Source organism: Paenibacillus sp. WC2504 (assembly GCF_052682475.1).
The window spans coordinates 7,091,637-7,110,040 of sequence record NZ_JBQZFH010000001.1 but is presented as its reverse complement, the minus strand read 5'-3'; the positions used below and the strand labels follow the sequence as shown (position 1 = coordinate 7,110,040).

The 18,404-nt window shown below is 45.5% G+C and carries 20 protein-coding genes; 9 read left to right on the top strand and 11 right to left on the bottom strand.

Features of this window, described 5'->3' with window-relative positions; translation table 11 throughout:
• Positions 1 to 238: 238 nt before the first annotated feature.
• Genes ACUN27_RS32210 through ACUN27_RS32200 form a run of 3 tightly spaced genes read left to right on the top strand, consistent with a single transcriptional unit; the run spans position 239 to position 2,115 of the window.
• Positions 239 to 847, top strand: coding sequence for a sigma-70 family RNA polymerase sigma factor (locus ACUN27_RS32210; protein ID WP_315953177.1), 609 nt, complete (start codon positions 239 to 241; stop codon positions 845 to 847).
• A 33-nt stretch (positions 848 to 880) separates the two neighbouring features.
• On the top strand, positions 881 to 1,525 hold the full coding sequence (locus tag ACUN27_RS32205) for a pentapeptide repeat-containing protein (RefSeq protein ID WP_445560252.1): 645 nt from the start codon (positions 881 to 883) through the stop codon (positions 1,523 to 1,525).
• Positions 1,526 to 1,551: 26 nt separating this feature from the next.
• Positions 1,552 to 2,115, top strand: coding sequence for a 5' nucleotidase, NT5C type (locus tag ACUN27_RS32200; RefSeq protein ID WP_315953179.1), 564 nt, complete (start codon positions 1,552 to 1,554; stop codon positions 2,113 to 2,115).
• A gap of 12 nt (positions 2,116 to 2,127) precedes the next feature.
• On the opposite strand, the gene ACUN27_RS32195 is transcribed toward ACUN27_RS32200, so the two are convergent.
• The 4 genes from ACUN27_RS32195 to ACUN27_RS32180 are packed head-to-tail and all read right to left on the bottom strand — an operon-like array spanning position 2,128 to position 7,217.
• Entirely contained in the window at positions 2,128 to 3,429 is a 1,302-nt protein-coding gene (locus tag ACUN27_RS32195) for an MBL fold metallo-hydrolase (protein ID WP_445560251.1), read from the bottom strand.
• The gene (locus ACUN27_RS32190; protein ID WP_445560250.1) at positions 3,426 to 5,084 is read right to left on the bottom strand and encodes an ABC transporter permease; all 1,659 of its coding nucleotides are present in this window, start codon (positions 5,082 to 5,084) and stop codon (positions 3,426 to 3,428) included. The genes ACUN27_RS32195 and ACUN27_RS32190 overlap by 4 nt, the downstream gene beginning before the upstream one ends.
• Before the next feature lie 24 nt (positions 5,085 to 5,108).
• Positions 5,109 to 6,215, bottom strand: coding sequence for an ABC transporter substrate-binding protein (locus tag ACUN27_RS32185; RefSeq protein ID WP_315953182.1), 1,107 nt, complete (start codon positions 6,213 to 6,215; stop codon positions 5,109 to 5,111).
• A gap of 39 nt (positions 6,216 to 6,254) precedes the next feature.
• On the bottom strand, positions 6,255 to 7,217 hold the full coding sequence (locus ACUN27_RS32180; RefSeq protein WP_315953183.1) for an ABC transporter ATP-binding protein: 963 nt from the start codon (positions 7,215 to 7,217) through the stop codon (positions 6,255 to 6,257).
• 169 nt (positions 7,218 to 7,386) lie between these two features.
• Here ACUN27_RS32180 and ACUN27_RS32175 point away from each other — a divergent pair, with 169 nt between their 5' ends.
• Both ACUN27_RS32175 and ACUN27_RS32170 read left to right on the top strand, forming a co-directional pair.
• Positions 7,387 to 8,286: a LysR family transcriptional regulator gene (locus ACUN27_RS32175; RefSeq protein ID WP_315953184.1), complete on the top strand. Its 900-nt coding sequence runs from the start codon at positions 7,387 to 7,389 to the stop codon at positions 8,284 to 8,286.
• Between the two features lie 106 nt (positions 8,287 to 8,392).
• A complete protein-coding gene (locus tag ACUN27_RS32170; protein WP_315953185.1) occupies positions 8,393 to 9,256 on the top strand; it encodes a hypothetical protein in 864 nt (287 codons plus the stop codon).
• Positions 9,257 to 9,356: 100 nt separating this feature from the next.
• Here ACUN27_RS32170 and ACUN27_RS32165 read toward each other — a convergent pair whose 3' ends face one another.
• On the bottom strand, positions 9,357 to 10,208 hold the full coding sequence (locus ACUN27_RS32165) for a transposase (RefSeq protein ID WP_445560249.1): 852 nt from the start codon (positions 10,206 to 10,208) through the stop codon (positions 9,357 to 9,359).
• Between the two features lie 263 nt (positions 10,209 to 10,471).
• Here ACUN27_RS32165 and yunB point away from each other — a divergent pair, with 263 nt between their 5' ends.
• Positions 10,472 to 11,263: a sporulation protein YunB gene (gene yunB, locus ACUN27_RS32160; RefSeq protein WP_315953187.1), complete on the top strand. Its 792-nt coding sequence runs from the start codon at positions 10,472 to 10,474 to the stop codon at positions 11,261 to 11,263.
• A 9-nt stretch (positions 11,264 to 11,272) separates the two neighbouring features.
• Here yunB and ACUN27_RS32155 read toward each other — a convergent pair whose 3' ends face one another.
• The gene (locus tag ACUN27_RS32155; protein WP_315953188.1) at positions 11,273 to 12,241 is read right to left on the bottom strand and encodes a M23 family metallopeptidase; all 969 of its coding nucleotides are present in this window, start codon (positions 12,239 to 12,241) and stop codon (positions 11,273 to 11,275) included.
• A gap of 197 nt (positions 12,242 to 12,438) precedes the next feature.
• Between ACUN27_RS32155 and larC (ACUN27_RS32150) the strand changes: the two genes are divergently transcribed.
• Positions 12,439 to 12,924 carry a nickel insertion protein gene (larC, locus tag ACUN27_RS32150; protein WP_315953189.1) on the top strand — a complete coding sequence of 162 codons (486 nt, stop codon included), beginning with the start codon at positions 12,439 to 12,441 and terminating at the stop codon, positions 12,922 to 12,924.
• A gap of 23 nt (positions 12,925 to 12,947) precedes the next feature.
• Here the strand turns inward: larC (ACUN27_RS32150) and larC (ACUN27_RS32145) are convergent, their stop codons facing one another.
• From larC (ACUN27_RS32145) to larE, 3 genes are read right to left on the bottom strand one after another with little or no spacing between them, the layout of a single operon-like run.
• On the bottom strand, positions 12,948 to 13,865 hold the full coding sequence (gene larC, locus ACUN27_RS32145) for a nickel pincer cofactor biosynthesis protein LarC (protein WP_315953190.1): 918 nt from the start codon (positions 13,863 to 13,865) through the stop codon (positions 12,948 to 12,950).
• Positions 13,825 to 14,601, bottom strand: coding sequence for a nickel pincer cofactor biosynthesis protein LarB (larB, locus tag ACUN27_RS32140; RefSeq protein ID WP_315953191.1), 777 nt, complete (start codon positions 14,599 to 14,601; stop codon positions 13,825 to 13,827). Before larB ends, larC (ACUN27_RS32145) begins: the two co-directional genes overlap by 41 nt.
• Positions 14,598 to 15,446, bottom strand: a complete 849-nt coding sequence (larE, locus tag ACUN27_RS32135) for an ATP-dependent sacrificial sulfur transferase LarE (protein WP_157319677.1) — start codon at positions 15,444 to 15,446, stop codon at positions 14,598 to 14,600. The genes larB and larE overlap by 4 nt, the downstream gene beginning before the upstream one ends.
• 156 nt (positions 15,447 to 15,602) lie before the next feature.
• Here larE and lipA point away from each other — a divergent pair, with 156 nt between their 5' ends.
• Entirely contained in the window at positions 15,603 to 16,478 is an 876-nt protein-coding gene (lipA, locus tag ACUN27_RS32130; RefSeq protein ID WP_315953192.1) for a lipoyl synthase, read from the top strand.
• A gap of 39 nt (positions 16,479 to 16,517) precedes the next feature.
• The gene (locus tag ACUN27_RS32125; RefSeq protein ID WP_315953193.1) at positions 16,518 to 16,841 is read left to right on the top strand and encodes a YutD family protein; all 324 of its coding nucleotides are present in this window, start codon (positions 16,518 to 16,520) and stop codon (positions 16,839 to 16,841) included.
• A 61-nt stretch (positions 16,842 to 16,902) separates the two neighbouring features.
• Here the strand turns inward: ACUN27_RS32125 and ACUN27_RS32120 are convergent, their stop codons facing one another.
• Together ACUN27_RS32120 and ACUN27_RS32115 are read right to left on the bottom strand one after the other, a co-directional pair.
• Positions 16,903 to 17,715, bottom strand: coding sequence for an NAD kinase (locus tag ACUN27_RS32120; protein ID WP_315953194.1), 813 nt, complete (start codon positions 17,713 to 17,715; stop codon positions 16,903 to 16,905).
• An 11-nt stretch (positions 17,716 to 17,726) separates the two neighbouring features.
• Complete coding sequence (locus tag ACUN27_RS32115) at positions 17,727 to 18,398, bottom strand: PilZ domain-containing protein (protein WP_315953195.1); 672 nt, start codon at positions 18,396 to 18,398, stop codon at positions 17,727 to 17,729.
• Between the last annotated feature and the right edge of the window lie 6 nt (positions 18,399 to 18,404).

The window sequence follows — 18,404 nt, the reverse complement described above, 5'->3', positions numbered from 1 at the left end:
AAGAGGATCTCAACTCATTCAAAGAAGGTGCACAGCATGATAATAGGCGGGTTTATACTCTTTGGAATCATTCTCGTGCTCATTGTCGTCGCAGCCTCTGAAAAAGCAGAATCTGTGTCCAAATTTATCGATAAATAGACACCTATGAAACCTGTAAAGGTTTCTTTTTTTTGATTCGATTTGGTAGAATATAAAGGTAGAGTCGAAAAGAAGGCAGTTAAGAAAAAGGAGCTGTAACATGCTGCAATTAAGCGATAGTCAGCTTGCAACAATGTGGACTCAAGGGGATTCCAAAGCGTTCAGCCGACTTCTTGAGCTGTATAAGGACAGAATTTACCGTTTAGCCTATCGGATACTGCGCAACAAATCGGATTCGGAGGATGTCGTACAAGAGACTTTTTTACGGGCGTATCAGCACTCCCATCGCTTTGACGCAAGCAAAAATTTCTCTACTTGGATTTTTAGCATTGGCAAAAATGTGACCATTGATTTTTTGCGTAAAAAGAAGGCGGAGTTGTCCATGGATACGAATCCAAATCCGTTTCAAGATGCGCTGCCTTTTTATGATAAGCTGACAAGCCTTGAGAAAACACCTGAACTTCAATTAATTGAGCAAGAAACAGCCGAACAGGTAGAACTGATGATTCGCGAATTGCCCGATAAATATAAAACGCTGATCGTGTATAAATACTTTTTAGATATGTCTCTGGAAGACATTAGCAAAGAAGTGAACTTACCTGTTACGACGATTAAAACAAGGCTCTTTCGCGGCCGAAACTACATTAAACGTAAGTGGGGTTCGCTATTCTTTATGCTGCAGAGCCTAACATCGGTTATTATTTTTTAAACCTATCATTCTAGTAGACAGAGGAGCATCCGAATGAGCACTTCCAAAATTGAAGCACCAAAGATGCAGAAAGAGTTGCCTTCGATATCACTGCCCGATGAGGCGCTGAACTCGGAAGATAGCTTTCACACTGGAATTATAAGCGATTGTATAATGGATAATCAGAAAGCGTCAAAAGTGGCTTTTGACAAAATTATTTTTCGAAATGTCACCTTTACACGAATTGCCATGAAAGACATTGAGTTGACCGACGTCATCTTCGAGAAATGTGATTTATCGAATGTAGATTTCGGAGAAGCTACGATTCATAGAACTGAATTTAGAAATTGCAAAATTATCGGGATGGATATGACAGGAGCAACCATTCGAAATGTGCTGTTCGATTCTTGTTTAGGGGATTATGTTAATTTCCGGATGGCTAATTTCAGACAAGTTGCTTTTGAAGAATGTTCGCTTTTAAGTGCTGATTTCTATGAGGCAACACTGCAAAAGATGTACTTTGAGACATGTAAGCTGGATCGCGCTCAGTTTACGGGAGCCAAGTTGGCTGGAATCGATCTTAGTTCCTGTGATTTCACTAGTCTAGGCGTGGGTGTGGAAGAATTACGCGGCTGCATCATTTCGAGAGGGCAAGCTTCTGTATTTGCAAGTCTTTTTGGGCTTATACTAAAGGAATAAAGGCACTAGTGAAATGAGGGGCAACGGTGAAATTTGGTTTTGATATTGATGATACACTCATTAATTTAAGAGAACATGCTTTTCACATTTATAATCGCAAGTTGAATCAAAATATCGGGTTGGACGTGTTTCAAGCTTTAACTACCATGGAGATTCATGATGCTTTCGGGTTGACGAAAGAAGAGGGAGGGAAGCTCTGGCAGAGCCTCCGCGATGATATTTATTACTCTGACTGTGCTCCATTCCCGCATGCACGTGAGATCTTACACGAGTTAGTCAAGCAGGGCCATGAGGTTTACTATATTACGGCAAGAGCGAAAGAGCATACGGAACGGACGCGAGAGTGGCTTATTCAAAATGGTTTTCCCGTTGCAGAAGGTCATTTCTATTGCGGAATGAGTGATTCCGAGAAAGTACATATTATCGAGGACTTGAAATTGGATTATTATTTCGACGATAAGCCGAAAGTTCTTGAGACTTTATCTCAATTGCCAGTGAAAGCTTATGTAAAAGACCGATCCTACAATCAGCATCTTAATTTGCCACGGATAACTTCTTGGGATCAGTTGTGGGAAGAGCTGAAATCATAATAAGCGGTATAGTTACAAATTGACCGTATCACCGAGTTGTAAGGAAAGTAAATGTTCAATGCCTTCAGATGCTAGCTGCTTAAGCAGGGCATCTGTTTCTTTTTTTGGAGCATGGACTAGAAGCTTATACTTGCTGTTTAACGATTGCGTCATCTTGCGCACATCAGGCAACCCTTGATGGATCTTGTATCGAACCATTCTCAATTGACAGCCGCGCTCTTCATCGCTCATCGCTAGCAGGCGCTGCGCCCTTGTTCCCATAGCGACATGCCCGGTTAAAAGAATGCCATTCGTCATGTTCGTGCGAAACTGCTCGTAGTACCATTGAGATTTGGGAGATTGCATCATCCCGTCACTTGTGAACCAGATAGCTGCCCGAGAATTGGTCATATCCTCATGGAATAATCGTTTACGTTGATCCTCATTGTGGATTAATTCAAAGCTTTCATTATTCAAAGCTTCTGTGAGGATGTGTTCCATGCCTGGTTTCAACCAATCGGCGTGTTGGAGCATAAGCTCCATAGCCTGAATGAGCTCATATTCGGCCCGTATCGGCGTTTCGGGGAAACGCTGACGCATAAGCAGGAGCAGGTCTTGCCCTCTACCGCAAACAGGAACAGGCAGCAGCAATTGACCACCTTCATTTAAAATCTCCTCAGCCGTAGTGAAAAGCTTCTCCAGCTTCTCGTTTTGGTATTCGGTATCGGTGCTATAAGCGGCATCGATAATTGCTACATCTACAGGAATGCCTCCATTGATGATGTCCTTAGGTAAATCTGTGCCCAGGAGCAGGGAATCTTCGCTGTAATCTCCGGAAAAGAACAATCGCTTCCCATCGATTTCTAAAAGCATCCATATCGAGCCCAGCATATGTCCGCTGCGACCCCAACATATGCTAAGTGTTGGAGAGAGCTCAATCCATTGCTGAGGCGGGGCCATGTCTTCGATGAAAACGTATTGGACACGCGCGATATCCGCTTCATCGTAGGGGAGTTCTCCACCTTGCAGTTTGACATGTTTCTCCCAAGCGGCATAATACCCAGGAAGCTGTTGAGCGGTTAGGCGGGTCGTATATACCTTGCCGGAATAACCTAGCTTATATAGGGAAGGGATTGCGATTGAGTGATCTTCATGCGCGTGAGAAAGAAAGACAGCGTCCAATTCCGCAACTTTGGTCGGATCGATCAGCGGATATTCTCCGAATCCCTCCCGTTTTACACCACAATCGAGCAAAATGGATGTCTGTTCATTACCTATCCAATAACAGGAGCGGCCGTGCTCGCCAGCGCCGCCCCAAACGTTCAATTGCATCATTCCACATTCCACTTTCTGTTCGTATTCATGTTGTTCACAATAAGCAGCAGCACAGTTGTGAGACCGACGGAAACGACGGCCATCGCCATGCCGAGCGAAATTTGACCTTGTTCAAATTGAGCAAAAATATAGGTGGCCGACGTTTGCATCGACGGCGGAAGCACCATCAGCGAGGCGACTAGCTCTCTCAGCGAGATGGTGAAGGTCATCATCCAGCCGGCAATAATACCCGGCAGCAGCAGTGGCAGGACAATACGTCGGAACACGTACAAGGGCTGCCCGCCGAAGACTTGCCCGGCTTGCCGCAAGGATTCGTCCAGCTGGCCGTTACGTGCCTTGACGTATTGCACCGTATACGGCAGGAAGAACACCACGTAAGTGAGGACGACCATGCCGTAGGTGTTGTAGAGATGCAGCGGCATCCATGGCGCATTCCATAACATAATGAGTCCAACGACGAGGACCATATCGGGCACTGTGTTCGGCAGCAGGCTGAACATATCGGTTATACGCTGCGGCAGGCGCTTGGCGCGGCCGATCGTTAAGGCGAACCAGGTGCCAAGCGCGGCTGCTAAGCAAGCGGCGAGCAGGGCGAGCCCGAGGCTGTTCAGCAGCGCTTTCATGCTGGGTGAGCCCCATTTCAGCAGCTCGCCGTAATGAAGCAGCGTCAGATTGTTCCACGCCAGCCCGCCTCCGCGGAGCTTCATCAGCGAAGCTGAAATGATGGAGAAATACGGGATGCCAATGGATGCAGCGAGTAACAGAGCTACATAAAGCCAGGCTATCGCTTGCTGCCAGCCGAGATAGAAGGAAACTTTGTCACGGGTGCCTTTGCCGCCGACAAGATTATAAGAATTCCGGCGAACTACTACCGACTGGATGTACCAAAGCACAAGACAGGCCAGTAATAATAGGGAGGCTAACGATGTTGCTTTCCCAAAGTCGACAGGCCAACTGGAAATTGAGGCTTGGATTTCGGTCGTTAACACGAAATACCCGATGCGTCGGCCGAATGTCGCCGGTGTGCCGAATTCAGCCAATGTTTTGACGAAGATAAGCAGTGCGCCCATGACATAGCTGGAGAAGACAAGCGGCAGCATGACACGGCATAACGAATAAAAGAAGCTAGCCCCGTGAACAGCGGCAGCCTCTTCTTTGTTGCTGCCAATTTGGAGAATCGCGTTGCGTAAAATTAAGTACAGAAATGGAAACAAATGAAGGCTCATGATGGTAATCATTCCAAATAAGCTGAAGAACTGACTGCTAATCCATTGCGCCCCTGGAAAAAATTGTTCAAGGTACCCGCGAGGCTGCATAAATAAGATCCATCCCATGGAGACAATATACGGCGGTGTCATGAATGGTATGAGCAGCACAATATCGAGCCAACGATGCTTGCGAAGCGGTGTTTTGGCCATGATCCAAGCTAAGGGCAGCGCAAGCAGCGTACAGCCAACCACGACCCATATACCGAGCATTAAAGAGTGACTGAATACACCAGTCAGATCTTTCTCCAACACGACCCGAATGGGTGCCAATAAATCGAGCGAGCCATTCACCCAAATACTTTTGAATGATACAAATAACAGAGGAAGGACGACCAGCATTGCTAATAGCAGCAATGCCAGAAACGTCCCCGTACGTTTGAATACCATTTAATCGTCATCCCCGTCCGGAGCTTACTTTTTGAATAATTGTGTAAATTTCTGTGTCACACCAGCTTGATTATCATTCATCCAATTCCAGTCAACCTTAATAGCAGGAATGTCTTTCGCGCTTACTCTTCCTTGTACTTGGATATCGCTGCGTCCGGAAAGCAGGTAGGAGTCAGTAACCATTTTTTGCGCTTCGTCAGAAAGTAGGTATTCAATAAATGCCTTAGATGCATCTACATTTTTACTCGATTTCATAATCATAGCAGGTCGTGGTGAGATAACAGTCCCACTTGCAGGATAAATTAAATCAATTGGCTCGCCTTTCGCTTTGGAAGCATATGTCATGTAGTCAACGCTTGCCATTACGATGCTTTTGGCACCTGAAATAACAGGATCCATAGCTTCTTGGTTTGCGCCTGCAATAATAGCGCCATTAGCTTTCACTTTACCAAACAAGTCCCAAGCGGAATCGCCGTTTTTATTCGCGTAGCCTGTCATGAAATCAAGTGCTGAACCAGACTGTGCAGGATCCGGAATATTCACTTTATCTTTCCATTCTGGTTTGGTTAGATCGCTCCACTCTTTTGGAGGGTTAGTAACTGTCTTGGTGTTGTAAGCAATACCTAGTGCAGATAGGCTGTAGCTGAAATAATTTCCATCCTTATCGGAGTAATCAGAGATCAACTTGTCAGCATTTTTAGCTTCTTTGAAAGGGAGTGTTAGTCCGCTTTTTGTCATACCAATTGCTGAAGGGAGGGAAGCTAAGACAACCACGTCAACAACAGGATTTGCTTTTTCAGCTTCCATACGAGCTAAAATTTTACCTGTTGTGCCTTGGAACATTTCAACTTCCACACCTGTTTTGGCTTTAAAACCTTTTTGGATATTGGTAGCGAGATCAGCGGGGCCTGCACTGTAAACAACAATTTTTCCGCTAAGCTTTTTAGCCTCAGGCGTTGGTGCAACTGTTGCAGCAGCCGTTGAAGCAGTTGACGCAGCCGGAGTAGCAGTAGATGGGCTTGAATTAGAGGTTTTGCTAGCTGTACCGCAGCCAGTTAAGCTAACACCTAGTAGAACGGACATCAAGGCTATGGTACTCATTTGAAAGTTCTTCTTCATTTTCGTTTTCATTTTACATGCACCCTCTCAATTTTGGTTAATTTCAACTCACTACAATTCATGAATCTGTTCTTTTGAAATATAAAGGTTTACATTTTCACCTATCGCCAAACGTGATGGATGATAGGCCATCCAAACTTCCTTTTCACCAACATCTACGCTGATTTCATAGCGCTCGCCGATATAACTGACAGCTTGTACTACCCCTGAATACATAAGATCTTGCTCCGTTAAGCGTACCCAACGGATATGCTCAGGGCGAATGAGCCGCTTGTCCGTCTCCAGCCAATTGGTTTTACCGATAAAACGGGCTGTAAACGGGTGGGTAGGCTTACAGTAAATGGCTTCAGGTGTGTCTTTCTGCAAAATGACCCCGCTCTGCATGACGACAATTTCATCCGACATGGACATGGCTTCGATTTGGTCGTGTGTCACATAAATGGCCGTGAAGCCAATATTTCGTACCAGATTCATAAGTTCGATACGCATTTCTTCGCGCAATAGAGCGTCTAAAGCGCTCATGGGCTCATCGAATAAGACTAGCTGTGGACGAACTACAATGGCCCGGGCAAGTGCGACTCGCTGTTGTTGGCCGCCGGACAGTTGATGGGGATATCGCTTCTCCATTCCCATTAGCTGAACCAAATCAATAGCTTCCATTGCACGTTGACGCCAATTTGTTGTATCGCCTTTTGCCTTGAGTCCAAAAGCAACATTCTCCAAGACCGTCAAATGCGGCCAAAGGGCAAAATCCTGAAACACCATACCAAAATCTCGTTGATGAACCGGGCGGTTAATTCTGCGGCTCTTGGAGAAGAGACAAACATCTCCCAAATGAATCTCACCTTGATCTGGAGACTCTAGACCTGCAATGATTCGGAGCAATGTTGTCTTACCGCACCCAGATGGTCCTAACAAAGTTGTAAATTTCCCTTTGGTAAGGGTTAGTTGAATGTCCTTGAGCGCCGGCGAGGCGCCGAAGGATTTGTTGATACCGTGAAGTTGTAAAGTCATCTCAAGCTTCCTTCCGTTCTTAGGAACAATCTTAGTTTAGGTGAGCAAAATTAGCGGAGTGTCAACTTAAGGTAAATCTATTGTTAAGTTTTTGTTTGGAAACTATTATTCTCCATAGATTTTTTCTATAATGATTTTGCAGGCCATGATGGATAAGGAGAGTTTTGAAATGAACTGGAATTTAATTAAGCTGCAAATCGTAGAGCTATTGGATAAACACAAACGAATTACCACGGTTGCCGATCAATTAGGGTTGAAGCAGCCGACGGTTTCCTTCCATATGAAAAGCATGGAGCAAGAGCTAGGCGTGGGTTTATTTTATTCAAAAGCAGGAAAAGTTCATTTGACAGAAGCGGGACAATCTTTGAACCACTATGCAAAGAAGATTAATGCGTTGGCTCAAGAAGCGGAGAGAGTTGTGAAGGAGTTTGATGAGAGAGGGAGCGGACATTTGAAAATTGGAGCAAGTTACGTGCCTGGCACGTATGTGCTTCCGAGCATTTTAAGTGGGTTCTCTAAACTGTATCCGCAAATTTCAATTTCACTTACCATCAGGACCTCTCCTGTCATTCAAGAAATGCTCTTGAATCATGAAATCGACATTGGCATTATGTCGGCGGAGCCTTTTCAGTGGGCGCCCCTGATCGGGGAAACGTTATGTGAAGACGAGTTGGTCTTCTTTTTTAACCCGAAACATCGCTTGGCGAGACAACCTAATCTTCATCCAGAGGTATTGAAGGACGTTCCTTTTATCTTGCATGGACAAGAGTCTAGCACGCGTAGCATGACATTAAAATGGGCAAAAAGCTTAGGCATTGAACTGAAGCCCGTTATGGAGATGGACTCCCTGGAGGCCATTAAGCAAGCGGTATTAACCGGCGACAGCGTCTCGATTATTTCAAAAATGGCGATTGCAAAAGAGATGCAGCGAGCCGAGCTAGTGTATCGTGAAATCCCCCAAAATCCCTTTAAACGCTACATCTATTTCACATATAACGAAGACCGGATTCGGTCCTCATTCTTTGATAGTTTTTTCCAGTACTTGCGTGATTCTGTCCAGAGTGAGTAAATTCTTTTACAAAAAACATACGTTGAGCTGACAATCCAATGACAAAACTTCTTTATGCTCTTGTCTGGGAGGGAAACCTTTCCAAAAACGTAGAGGAGTTGAAATAATGTTTAAGAAAAAGGCATTAAAGTTGGTCATGGCTGCAATCGTTGGAACAAGTGCATTAGTTGGATTCGGGGGAGCACCTCAATCTGCATCGGCTGCAAGCAACATGGTTCCGGATTATGAGGTCAAGCTTCTTCTTAATCCGAATGTCGTTCTTGGGTCGGACTTCAAGCTAACAAGCACCGTAAGATCAGCGTTTGGCATGCCGGAAACTGTAACGAAGATGAATGTTCAATTTCTCGACACGAATGCTGAAGATATTTACAACAATGGATGGAGCCCGAGAATTCGCAAAACAGAAGGCGAGAACGATTTCGAACTTAGTTATAAAAAACGTTATGCCATTACAGGTAATGATATTAATGGCGCGCTAACTTTAGCTAACCAAGAGGGCTTCAATTCAGGAGATACGGGGTATGAAGCTCAAGTTGAATGGGGTTACCAAAAGAAAACCTTGAGTATTACTCGTACGAAAAGTGGCAGCAAATCAGGTTATAGCGGTATGGATCTTCCTAACCAAGCTGATTCACGCAGTCTTCTTATCAACAATGCTCCTGATAAATTTAATAACTGGGTCTCAAGCGGATGGGGGACTAGTAAACTGTCTTCCTCTCGCATTTATGGCCCAGTACTTGCCAAACGCTCAGTTGGTACTTGGAGCGGTCAGCAACTATACATCGAAGTATGGCCAATTCGGAATGCAGCAGGCACAGGGACAGAATATGTTGTAGAAGCATCATTCAAAACAACTAGTCAATCGACAGCCTCAGCCAAGCATGATGAGCTCGTCACCTATTTGCAGGGTAAAGGATGGTTTCTAGCTCAAGATTCTTTGAAAACTCAGCTGATTATGGATCGTTACTAATCATTTATCACAAAATACATGTAAAATTCCGGACCACCTTCCTTGAAGGTGGTTTTATTGATGCTGGTACTGTATATTGCGACTATCCCCGTGACTCAGATCATGTATACACCGCCCTGGAGAAACAAAGCTCGCTTAAATGAGTGAAAATAGAAATGTTCCTTGCGGTGAGGTTCCTGCGATAGCAAAATTCGTCTAAATACGTTTGTAAGTGTTTGGCTCCAAGACCATGGAAGGTTTGGTTAATCCATTTGCTAGCTTGTTTGTCAATCTCGAGCAATGGACGCAGACGTTTTGGTGTATAAAATCCAGTAATAATTTCGACCTTTTGTGTGCCTGTTTCAATATGCTGCTTGCCAAATGTATGAATTTCGTTACGAGAAATATGCCTTTCCTTCGGGGAAGAAAGCTGAATATGTTTTATTTTGATGTAGCTTGAGTTGCACGATTCACTACTTGATGAACCTACGAGAAGAAGGTGCTCTTGTGGGTGTCTATGAACAGAAGGATTGAATGGGCGGCCATAAATGGCTGAATGAATACGAACGGAGCCTGAGAGGGGACTCTGTGTGTCGGAGTTTTGAATATAGGACCGAATCTTCTGTAAGATTAGCCAAGCGGTTTTGTAAGTAACCTGAATGAGATTGGAAAGACTCGTAGCTGTAGTTCCCTCATCGGTACGGGAGACGAGGAATATGGCTAACAGCCATTTGCGCAGATCGGTTCGGCTACCTTCCATAATGGTTCCTGAGATTAGAGAGGCTTGATAACGACAATCGCTGCATTCGTATAAAGGATGTTTACGAGTTTTGGTTATATAGGCATGTCGATGGCTGCACTTTGGGCAGATAAAGCCTTCAGGCCATTTCATCTGAAAAATGTATTGCGCGCAATGATCTTCAGTGGAGAAACGACTCTTAAACTGCTCAAAAGACATATGAGTTAAATCCATTTAGCCCTCCCTGAAATGAAACTCAAGAACTTATGTTCCTATTTAAAAAATATCAAACATACGTTCTCATTGCAACGCATTTTTGGAAATAATTATAATTTTATACTTCTGAGTGAATGGGATAGTGCTCATAGTGTATGAACATTGGAACAGTAGGGTAGGGGGCGCACTCCAACGAGCTGAAGAACGGCTCCTAAGCTTCTTTTTCACCTCATGTCCGCATAAGGTAGTACTAATGACAAGCGGGGCAAGGGGGAAATAGGATGCTGCAAAGGCGACGGTGGAGAAGCAGACCTACAGGGAAATCAAACCGCAAAAAGGTGCTGTTAATCAGTCTTCTCATCTTTGTCTTATTTTGTGTGCAGTTTTTTATTTATGTTGAACACAATCTTAGACCACCATTGATGAATTTGGCTAAAGTTCGAATTAAACAGATTGCTACACAGGCGATCAATAGCGCCATTGCGGATCATGTGGCAGGGAATACGAAAGCAGAGCAGCTTATCGATTGGAAAATGGATAAAAACGGGAAAATAACGGGATTCATGTTAAATTATAATGAACATATGCGCATCACATCGGATACGATAAAAACCGTGCAAGGTGAGCTTGATCATTTACAATCCATCTCTGAACACATTCCAGTTGGGCAAGCGATGAACAGTGCGATTCTCGCTTCGTTTGGTCCTGATATTCCAATTAGGCTGCTGCCGGTTGGCAATGTGAAAGTTGATCTAAATACACGTTCACAAAATGCTGGTATTAATATGGTGATGTTTGAAGTCTATGTACGCATTATTGCTGAAGTATCGGTTATTATCCCCTTTGACTCAGATACAGAAATTGTGGAAACAGAAATTCCTATTTCATACTCCCTTGTAGTAGGGGATGTTCCTACTTATTATTACGATAACAAAGGAAATCCTGTAGGGGGGAGTAAGGACGCAGGACTGCCCAGCTTGTCGCTTCCACAGGTTCCGAATATCGGAACAACGACACCAAAGGGAGATGCAGTCCAATCGCAAGAAACGATACAAAAAGAGCCGACTCCATAAGGGAGCGGCTTATTTTCTTCTTTTATTTCGATCTTCACGTTCCCATTTTCGGAGAGAAGGATAAGGGTCGAAACTCCATTCCGTTAACCCATTATCCCGGTAGAGACCAAAATGGAGATGAGGCGGAAATTTCCCTGACGTTCCAGGCTTGCCGTAACCCGAACTGCCAACCCAACCGATGGTTTGCCCGGGTTTGACAATATCATTTTCCTTGAGACTTTTTTGAAAGCTGGAAAGATGGGCGTAGTAGTGATATATATTGTTCACATCGCGAATCCCAATCCGCCAACCGCCGTATGGATTCCAACCTTTCACTTCTACTATCCCGTAGCAAGTGCTTCTGACAGGCACTCCATGCCGTGCAAATAAATCCGTTCCTTCATGAGAGCGGTGCCCTCCCCAGCCGCGGCTGTCTCCCCAAGTGCTACGATAAGAGTAGTCCGCGCTCACTGGCAAGGGGAATGCATGCTCTCCAAGGTCGAGTGTGTCAAGTGTATTAAAAATAGTAGCGAATTGTTTGATACGCTCGACGCTGCGTGAGTTTTGATAATAATTCCATAAGTTTATGAGTAAATTTTCCTCTTTCGTTCCGTTTTTACTCATGAGAAAGGCCATTGAAGCTAATAGATCCAAATCGTTGGTTCGTTCTGCGACCCCATCCCCCGAGCCATCTCTTCCATAGCCGTGAAAAAAGGAAATGCTTTTTGGATTCGTATCCTGTTGGTCTGGATTCAGTATGCCGGCCCAATCCGATTCAGGAAAGTAGATGCTTGTAATTCCTTTGTGCACAGGTCTTTTCTTAGCAATATTCATTGTTCTTTCATATTGATCGACAGCAGCTAAGTAAGCCCAAGGGATATCAGAAATTATACTCGTTTTCTCAAATAATTCTTTCCGCTCAGCGTACAGGTTGGGGTTAACCTTCGACGGAGCTGGGGCATAAGACTGTTCAGATGCAGCAGCTTGGGAAGCAGCCATACGTGAGTGAGTCCCTGATTCGGCTACTGATAGGAGGAGGCAACAAGCTAGAACCCGCGCCCAAAAAGGTTTGCTTTTCATCACTATCATCCTTCCTGAAATGTTAGTTCTTAGGATGTACTCTTCAGTGGATGTTTATCCTTACAACTTTCGTATTCAACCATTTTTTGCTATGATGCCTGTATGAGGTGAGAAGGGTGAGTTTTAATCACAGGGAAGAGCATGTTGACGATGGGATGCTGTTAATTCAGGCGAACTTGGATGATATGAATCCAGAGTGGGTTTCTTATATTATGGACAAGCTCTTCGATGCTGGAGCTAATGATGTCTATGTCGTACCGATTATTATGAAAAAAGGGCGGCCAGGCATTATGTTGAATGTGCTGGTTGAAGCGACACGACTTTCTTCCATAGAAGACGTGATCTTTAGCGAAACAACGACACTGGGCATTCGATATATGCATGCTTCCTGCCATAGATTAGGTAGAGAATTCGAGCAAGTGGATACCAAATGGGGATTGTTAACGGTAAAAGTAGGCTATCACCAAGGTAAATTGGTGCAGTATGCCCCTGAATTTAAAGAATGTGAACGGGTAGCCAAAGAGTATCAAGTACCGTTGAAATTGGTCTATGAAGAAGTTAGAACGCAGTTTATGCTGCAGCACAAAAAAGCCTCCTCCTAAGTCTAGGAAGAGGCTTTTTGCTCTTATTGATGATCGTGAGTATGCGGGTGATGGTGGTCATGATCATGGTGGTGATGGTGATCGTCATGGGAATGGCCATGATTATGGTTATGTTCATGCGCGATGTGCTCATGACCGACTTGCCATTTTCCAATGAAAGGATCTGCTTTACCGACTACGACACGAAGCACGTTAGGCTGATTTGGCAAATCCCTTGTGCCAGCCCCGTATCCGATCGTGTCTACGATCATTGGCGGAAAGCTTTTGGAGAACTCGTCCACAATTCCGGAAATAATACCTGCGCCAGTTGGCGTAGTCATCTCAAGGCTATGGTTCGTTGAAGCGATAGGTAAACCACGCATCATTTCCAAAGTTGCCGGAGCGGGAACCGGGTATGTGCCATGATCAATATGAATAATTCCTGAGCCTAACGGTACAGGAGATGCATAGATGCGCTCAATCTGCAAAGAGTCGATAGCCAAGGCTGCACCAACGATGTCGACAATAGAGTCGATAGCTCCGACTTCGTGGAAATGCACTTTTTCAACTGGAATCCCGTGGATTTTCGCTTCAGCGATGCCAATTTTCTCAAAGATGGCTAAGCTGAGCGATGTGACACGGTCATTAAATCCAGCTTCTTGAATGACTTTGACGATTTCTGAGTAATGACGATGTTTCTTAGGCGGGTGTTCCGGATCTAGGATGACGTCCAATTTAAGTGCGGAAATTCCGCGCTTAATTACACGCTTCCATTCCAGGACATACGGTTCAAGCTTAATTTTGGTTAGCTCACTTTCAATATAAGCCCGGTCTGCCCCTGCATCAACCAAAGCGCCAAGTGTCATATCGCCGCTGATTCCGGAGAAGCAGTCCAAATATAGAATACGCATGGTACGAATCTCACGCTCGTTTCGACATATTTTTGTTAATGAGCCCTGCATAATAGCCGGCTCCAAAGCCGTTGTCAATGTTTACTACCGATATACCAGGTGAACAGCTGTTTAACATGGACAAGAGCGGAGCTACGCCTGCAAGGTGTGCGCCATACCCGATGCTCGTCGGCACAGCGACGACAGGTTTGGATACGAGCCCGCCAAGCACGCTGGCGAGCGCGCCTTCCATGCCGGCAACGACCACAATCGCGTTAGCACCGCGAATAAGTTCTAGCCGGCGGAAGAGCCGGTGAATGCCGGCTACACCCACGTCGAACACGCGTTCGACGTGGCTGCCTAGGCATTCTGCCGTAAGAGCGGCCTCCTCCGCCACGGGGAGGTCGGAGGTCCCTGCGCACACGACGGCGATATAGCCGTCGTGGACTTTCAACATCGGTCGCTTGAACCAAGTCAGCGACCTGGCTGTTTCGTGGTAGGTGACACCTTCCACGGCAGCGATTACATGGGCGGCTTTGGCCGCGTCGACCCGCGTAGCCAGCACGCGGTCGGTGTGTTCCATCAGCCGCCGAAATATGGCCTCGATCTGCTCGGCGGTTTTGCCTTCCCCGAAAATAACCTCGGGGAAGCCAGTGCGCTTCTCGCGATCGATGTCCAGCTGGGCAAATCCGAGATCAAGGTTGCCAGGGCCTTCGCCGCCGCCTTCCTTGATGATTTGCCTTTTGGCTTCTTCGACGTCCAGATCGCCCGTCTGTACGAGCTTCAAAATCTTTTCCAAGTCCATCATAAGGATGCTTCTTTCACCTTTTCTTTGGTTTCCTTAGACAGCACTTCGTTCATGCTGCCAGTTCGGTAGCCTTGCAGATCCAGCGTTACGTAAGTAAAGCCGAGCTTACTGAACTTTTCGTAGATTGCGTCGCGATGCTCCACCACTTTATGTATTTCATCCGGCATGACTTCGATCCGGGCAATTTTCTCATGGTGACGTACGCGTACTTGATATAAACCAAGCTGTGAAAGGAAGTACTCACCTTCGTCCAGTTGGTCAATCTTCCACTTCTCAATTTGTGTTCCGTAGGGAATACGGGAGGACAGGCAAGCAAAAGACGGTTTATTCCAAGTACGTAAACCTAATTCTTTGGAAAGCTGTCTGATTTCATCTTTGGTCATCCCAGCCTCTTGTAGAGTACTGCGGACACCCTGCTCGTTCTTGGCTTGCAGCCCCGGTCTGTAATCACCGAGATCGTCCATATTAGAACCATCCAGAATGTAGGGATAACCTAATTCTTTGGCTAATTGCTGCAGATGTGAATAAAGACCCGTTTTGCAATGGTAGCAGCGGTCCGGATTATTGGCGACGAAATTGGCATTCTCCAATTCTTTGACCTCTGTTTTGTACAGGCGGACACCAATTTGTTCAGCAAGCTCGACGGCTGCATCGAATTCCCGTGAAGGGAATGTTTCGGATGCGGCTGTGACGGCCAGAACTTGATCACCGAGCTCTTGCTGCGCACGCTTGAGGACAAATGTGCTGTCTACTCCGCCGGAAAAGGCAATCAATACTCGGCCCATGCCTCTTAAAATCTCGCCAAGCTTGCGATCCTTCTCTCGCGTTACTTCTTGTATGCTCATGTTTCTTTCCTCCCATACAGCCTATATGTAAATAGCTGAGCTGTTTTGGTCCATCTAGATAAGTGTATCACAACTGGCTGGCAAAGTGGATTGTTTTGTCAGGCATTCATGATATAATAACAACATTGAGAAACCAAATAAAAGGCGGGAAATATAATGCCTACAAAACCATTAGAGAGAAAACCAGACTGGTTAAAAATTAATCTGAAAACAGATGAAAATTTCAAAGAAATAAAATCAATGATGCGTTCGAAGACGCTGCATACGGTTTGTGAAGAAGCTAAATGCCCGAACATCCATGAATGCTGGGCGAATCGAACCGCTACGTTCATGATTTTGGGTGACATCTGTACGCGTGCGTGCCGTTTTTGCGCTGTGAAAACGGGGCTGCCGACAGAGCTTGATCTGCAAGAGCCTGAGCGCGTGGCTGATGCTGCTTTGCAAATGGGACTGCGCCATTGCGTTGTAACTTCTGTTGCACGTGATGATTTGCAGGATGGCGGCGCGATGATCTTCGCAGAAACCATCAAAGCGATTCGCCGCAAGTTGCCACTTTGTACCGTGGAAGTGCTGATTCCGGATTTCTTGGGCCGTGAAGAATCTTTGGTTACTGTTCTTGAAGCGAAGCCGGATATTCTGAATCACAATATGGAGACCGTGGAACGCATGTCAGACCGCGTCCGTTCCAAGGCGAAATATCGCCGTTCGTTGGAGCTGCTTCAACGTTCCAAACGTATTGCCCCAAGCATCCCGACCAAATCCAGCGTCATGATTGGCGTAGGGGAGGAATGGGACGAGTTGTTGCAGACGATGGACGATTTGCGTGCCGTCGATTGCGATATTATGACGATTGGGCAGTATTTGCAGCCGTCGACAATTCACTTGGCCGTGTCCAAATATTACACACCTGAGCAATTTGCTCTTCTAAAAGAAGAAGGCATGAAGCGCGGATTCAAACACGTTGAATCTGGGCCTTTGGTGCGCAGCTCCTACCATGCCCATGAGCAGGTTAAATCCGCATCGAGCGTTTAGAACACGAACGAGTCATAGAAAGGAGAGCTTCCTACCATCATGATTCATATTGCCAATAAAACATACGAGCTCGTTACCGACCATAAAAATGGCTGGAACTTTGAAGTATTCAAAGAACGCTTCAGCGAAGTTTTAGAGCGTTATGATTATATTGTTGGCGATTGGGGGTACAGCCAATTAAGGCTGAGGGGTTTCTTCAAGGAAATCCACCCCAAAGCAACGAAGGAAACCTCCATTGCCGCTCTTCAGGATTACTTGAATGAGTATTGCAACTTTGGTTGCGCGTATTTCATTATTGAAAAAGTAAATGGAAATAAGCAGCAACAGCAGGCACCTTCTGAGCCATCGACGACTACGCCATAGTAGATAAGTAAAAAGACGCCATTCCCATCGCAAGAGGAAGGAAGGCGTCTTTTTTTTTGGCTTATTTCAACTCTAATCCTACAAAAGCTTCGCGAACCCTGTTCCAGAAAGGGAAAGGACGGAATCTGGCAAACTTTACTTTGACATGGGAAGCAACGCGGCAGCGAATAGAAACGACATCGTTGCGCTGCATGTACTTATGATCAAGAGAGAGCAGCATATTCTGATGTGCTTTTGGATAAATGTCACAGTGATGGTGCGCCGGCAAAATCATGGACGAGCCTAAAGTTCGGTAAACTCTATTGTTGATTGAAGCAATCTCTGCCACCTGAATAGCTTCCAAAGATGGATGGACCATGGCTCCGCCCAAGCTTTTGTTGTAAGCCGTACTCCCCGCAGGCGAGGATATGCAGATCCCGTCACCGCGGAACATCTCGAACATTTCGTCGTTGATGTGCAGACGTGCAACGAGCGATACTTCAATGCCCCGCAGCGTAAATTCGTTGAGAGCCAAATGCGTTTCTACACCATTTTCAGTCGTGATTTCAATCTCAACAACGGGATACTGGACAACATGAAGTTCCTCTGGGGTGGTTACATTGAACACGAGCGAAGCTAAATGATCTAACTCGTGTGGTTTCCAATCTGCGAAAAAGCCCAGATGTCCGGTATGAAGCCCGACGAAAGCGATGTGATCCAGTCGATGTACATAATTGTGAAAGGCTTGCAGCATCGTCCCATCTCCACCAATGGAAAGGACAATGTCGGGATTCTCTTCATCCCTTGGCATACCTTGTTCAGCGGCGAGCGCGTGGAACCGTGCTGTCAGCTCCTTGGAGATATCATCGCCTCGTTCAATGACATTGTATTTCAATCGTTTTCCTCCTATTGAAGCGTGCAGTATTTGTCAATTTCTTGCAGGATAGATTCAGGTGTATGCCGAAATTTGGCAGCGACACGATAAGAATCGTTGCTGAAATTTGTCACCCTAATAATCTCGCCATAAGCGGTAATGGGGTGTGGAAATCCTGACAGGATGAAGCTGAATTCCAGAAATAAGGGATAAAAAAGCCGGTTTGTCGTAACAAAAGAAAGACCTCCTGCACTGATATCGAGCAGCTGTCCGGAGAAAGCGACGCCCTTGCGTGCGGATAAGCCGCGAATGCCGACAATTTGAAGGGTAATGGGTGTTCGAAGGGAGATCTTAGCCCGGTTGTGCTGTCGGTTCTGATGCTGCTGAATCTCTTCGGGAATAGATAGCGTGAGGTAACAAATCGCTTTTTTTATCTCAAGTTGAAGTAACTCCACGTGCGTATAGTATAAAATTCCACGGTCTTTAAAAGAAAATTCAATAAAAGAAACATGTTCAAGTTTGTCGAATGGAAACGCGCCCGCGAGCTCTAAACAAACTGTGAAGGAATCTTCTCCAATTTTATCAATGTAGAAATTATCTTCATAGCAAAAAGGCTGTCCATCTTTGGACTCACCGACAACAATCAAATGACAATCGGAGTTCGGTGCGATATATGCCAATTCTAGTGCCTTATTCCAATCCATAGCATC

What these genes read in the sequence shown, in the direction of transcription:
- ACUN27_RS32210 (WP_315953177.1), top strand. Translation starts at nt 239, where the DNA reads ATGCTGCAATTAAGCGATAGTCAGCTTGCAACAATGTGGACTCAAGGG.
- ACUN27_RS32205 (WP_445560252.1), top strand. Translation starts at nt 881, where the DNA reads ATGAGCACTTCCAAAATTGAAGCACCAAAGATGCAGAAAGAGTTGCCT.
- ACUN27_RS32195 (WP_445560251.1), bottom strand. Translation starts at nt 3,429, where the DNA reads ATGATGCAATTGAACGTTTGGGGCGGCGCTGGCGAGCACGGCCGCTCC.
- ACUN27_RS32190 (WP_445560250.1), bottom strand. Translation starts at nt 5,084, where the DNA reads ATGGTATTCAAACGTACGGGGACGTTTCTGGCATTGCTGCTATTAGCA.
- ACUN27_RS32185 (WP_315953182.1), bottom strand. Translation starts at nt 6,215, where the DNA reads ATGAAAACGAAAATGAAGAAGAACTTTCAAATGAGTACCATAGCCTTG.
- ACUN27_RS32180 (WP_315953183.1), bottom strand. Translation starts at nt 7,217, where the DNA reads ATGACTTTACAACTTCACGGTATCAACAAATCCTTCGGCGCCTCGCCG.
- ACUN27_RS32175 (WP_315953184.1), top strand. Translation starts at nt 7,387, where the DNA reads ATGAACTGGAATTTAATTAAGCTGCAAATCGTAGAGCTATTGGATAAA.
- ACUN27_RS32170 (WP_315953185.1), top strand. Translation starts at nt 8,393, where the DNA reads ATGTTTAAGAAAAAGGCATTAAAGTTGGTCATGGCTGCAATCGTTGGA.
- ACUN27_RS32165 (WP_445560249.1), bottom strand. Translation starts at nt 10,208, where the DNA reads ATGGATTTAACTCATATGTCTTTTGAGCAGTTTAAGAGTCGTTTCTCC.
- yunB (WP_315953187.1), top strand. Translation starts at nt 10,472, where the DNA reads ATGCTGCAAAGGCGACGGTGGAGAAGCAGACCTACAGGGAAATCAAAC.
- ACUN27_RS32155 (WP_315953188.1), bottom strand. Translation starts at nt 12,241, where the DNA reads ATGGCTGCTTCCCAAGCTGCTGCATCTGAACAGTCTTATGCCCCAGCT.
- larC (WP_315953190.1), bottom strand. Translation starts at nt 13,865, where the DNA reads ATGCAGGGCTCATTAACAAAAATATGTCGAAACGAGCGTGAGATTCGT.
- larB (WP_315953191.1), bottom strand. Translation starts at nt 14,601, where the DNA reads ATGATGGACTTGGAAAAGATTTTGAAGCTCGTACAGACGGGCGATCTG.
- larE (WP_157319677.1), bottom strand. Translation starts at nt 15,446, where the DNA reads ATGAGCATACAAGAAGTAACGCGAGAGAAGGATCGCAAGCTTGGCGAG.
- lipA (WP_315953192.1), top strand. Translation starts at nt 15,603, where the DNA reads ATGCCTACAAAACCATTAGAGAGAAAACCAGACTGGTTAAAAATTAAT.
- ACUN27_RS32125 (WP_315953193.1), top strand. Translation starts at nt 16,518, where the DNA reads ATGATTCATATTGCCAATAAAACATACGAGCTCGTTACCGACCATAAA.
- ACUN27_RS32115 (WP_315953195.1), bottom strand. Translation starts at nt 18,398, where the DNA reads ATGGATTGGAATAAGGCACTAGAATTGGCATATATCGCACCGAACTCC.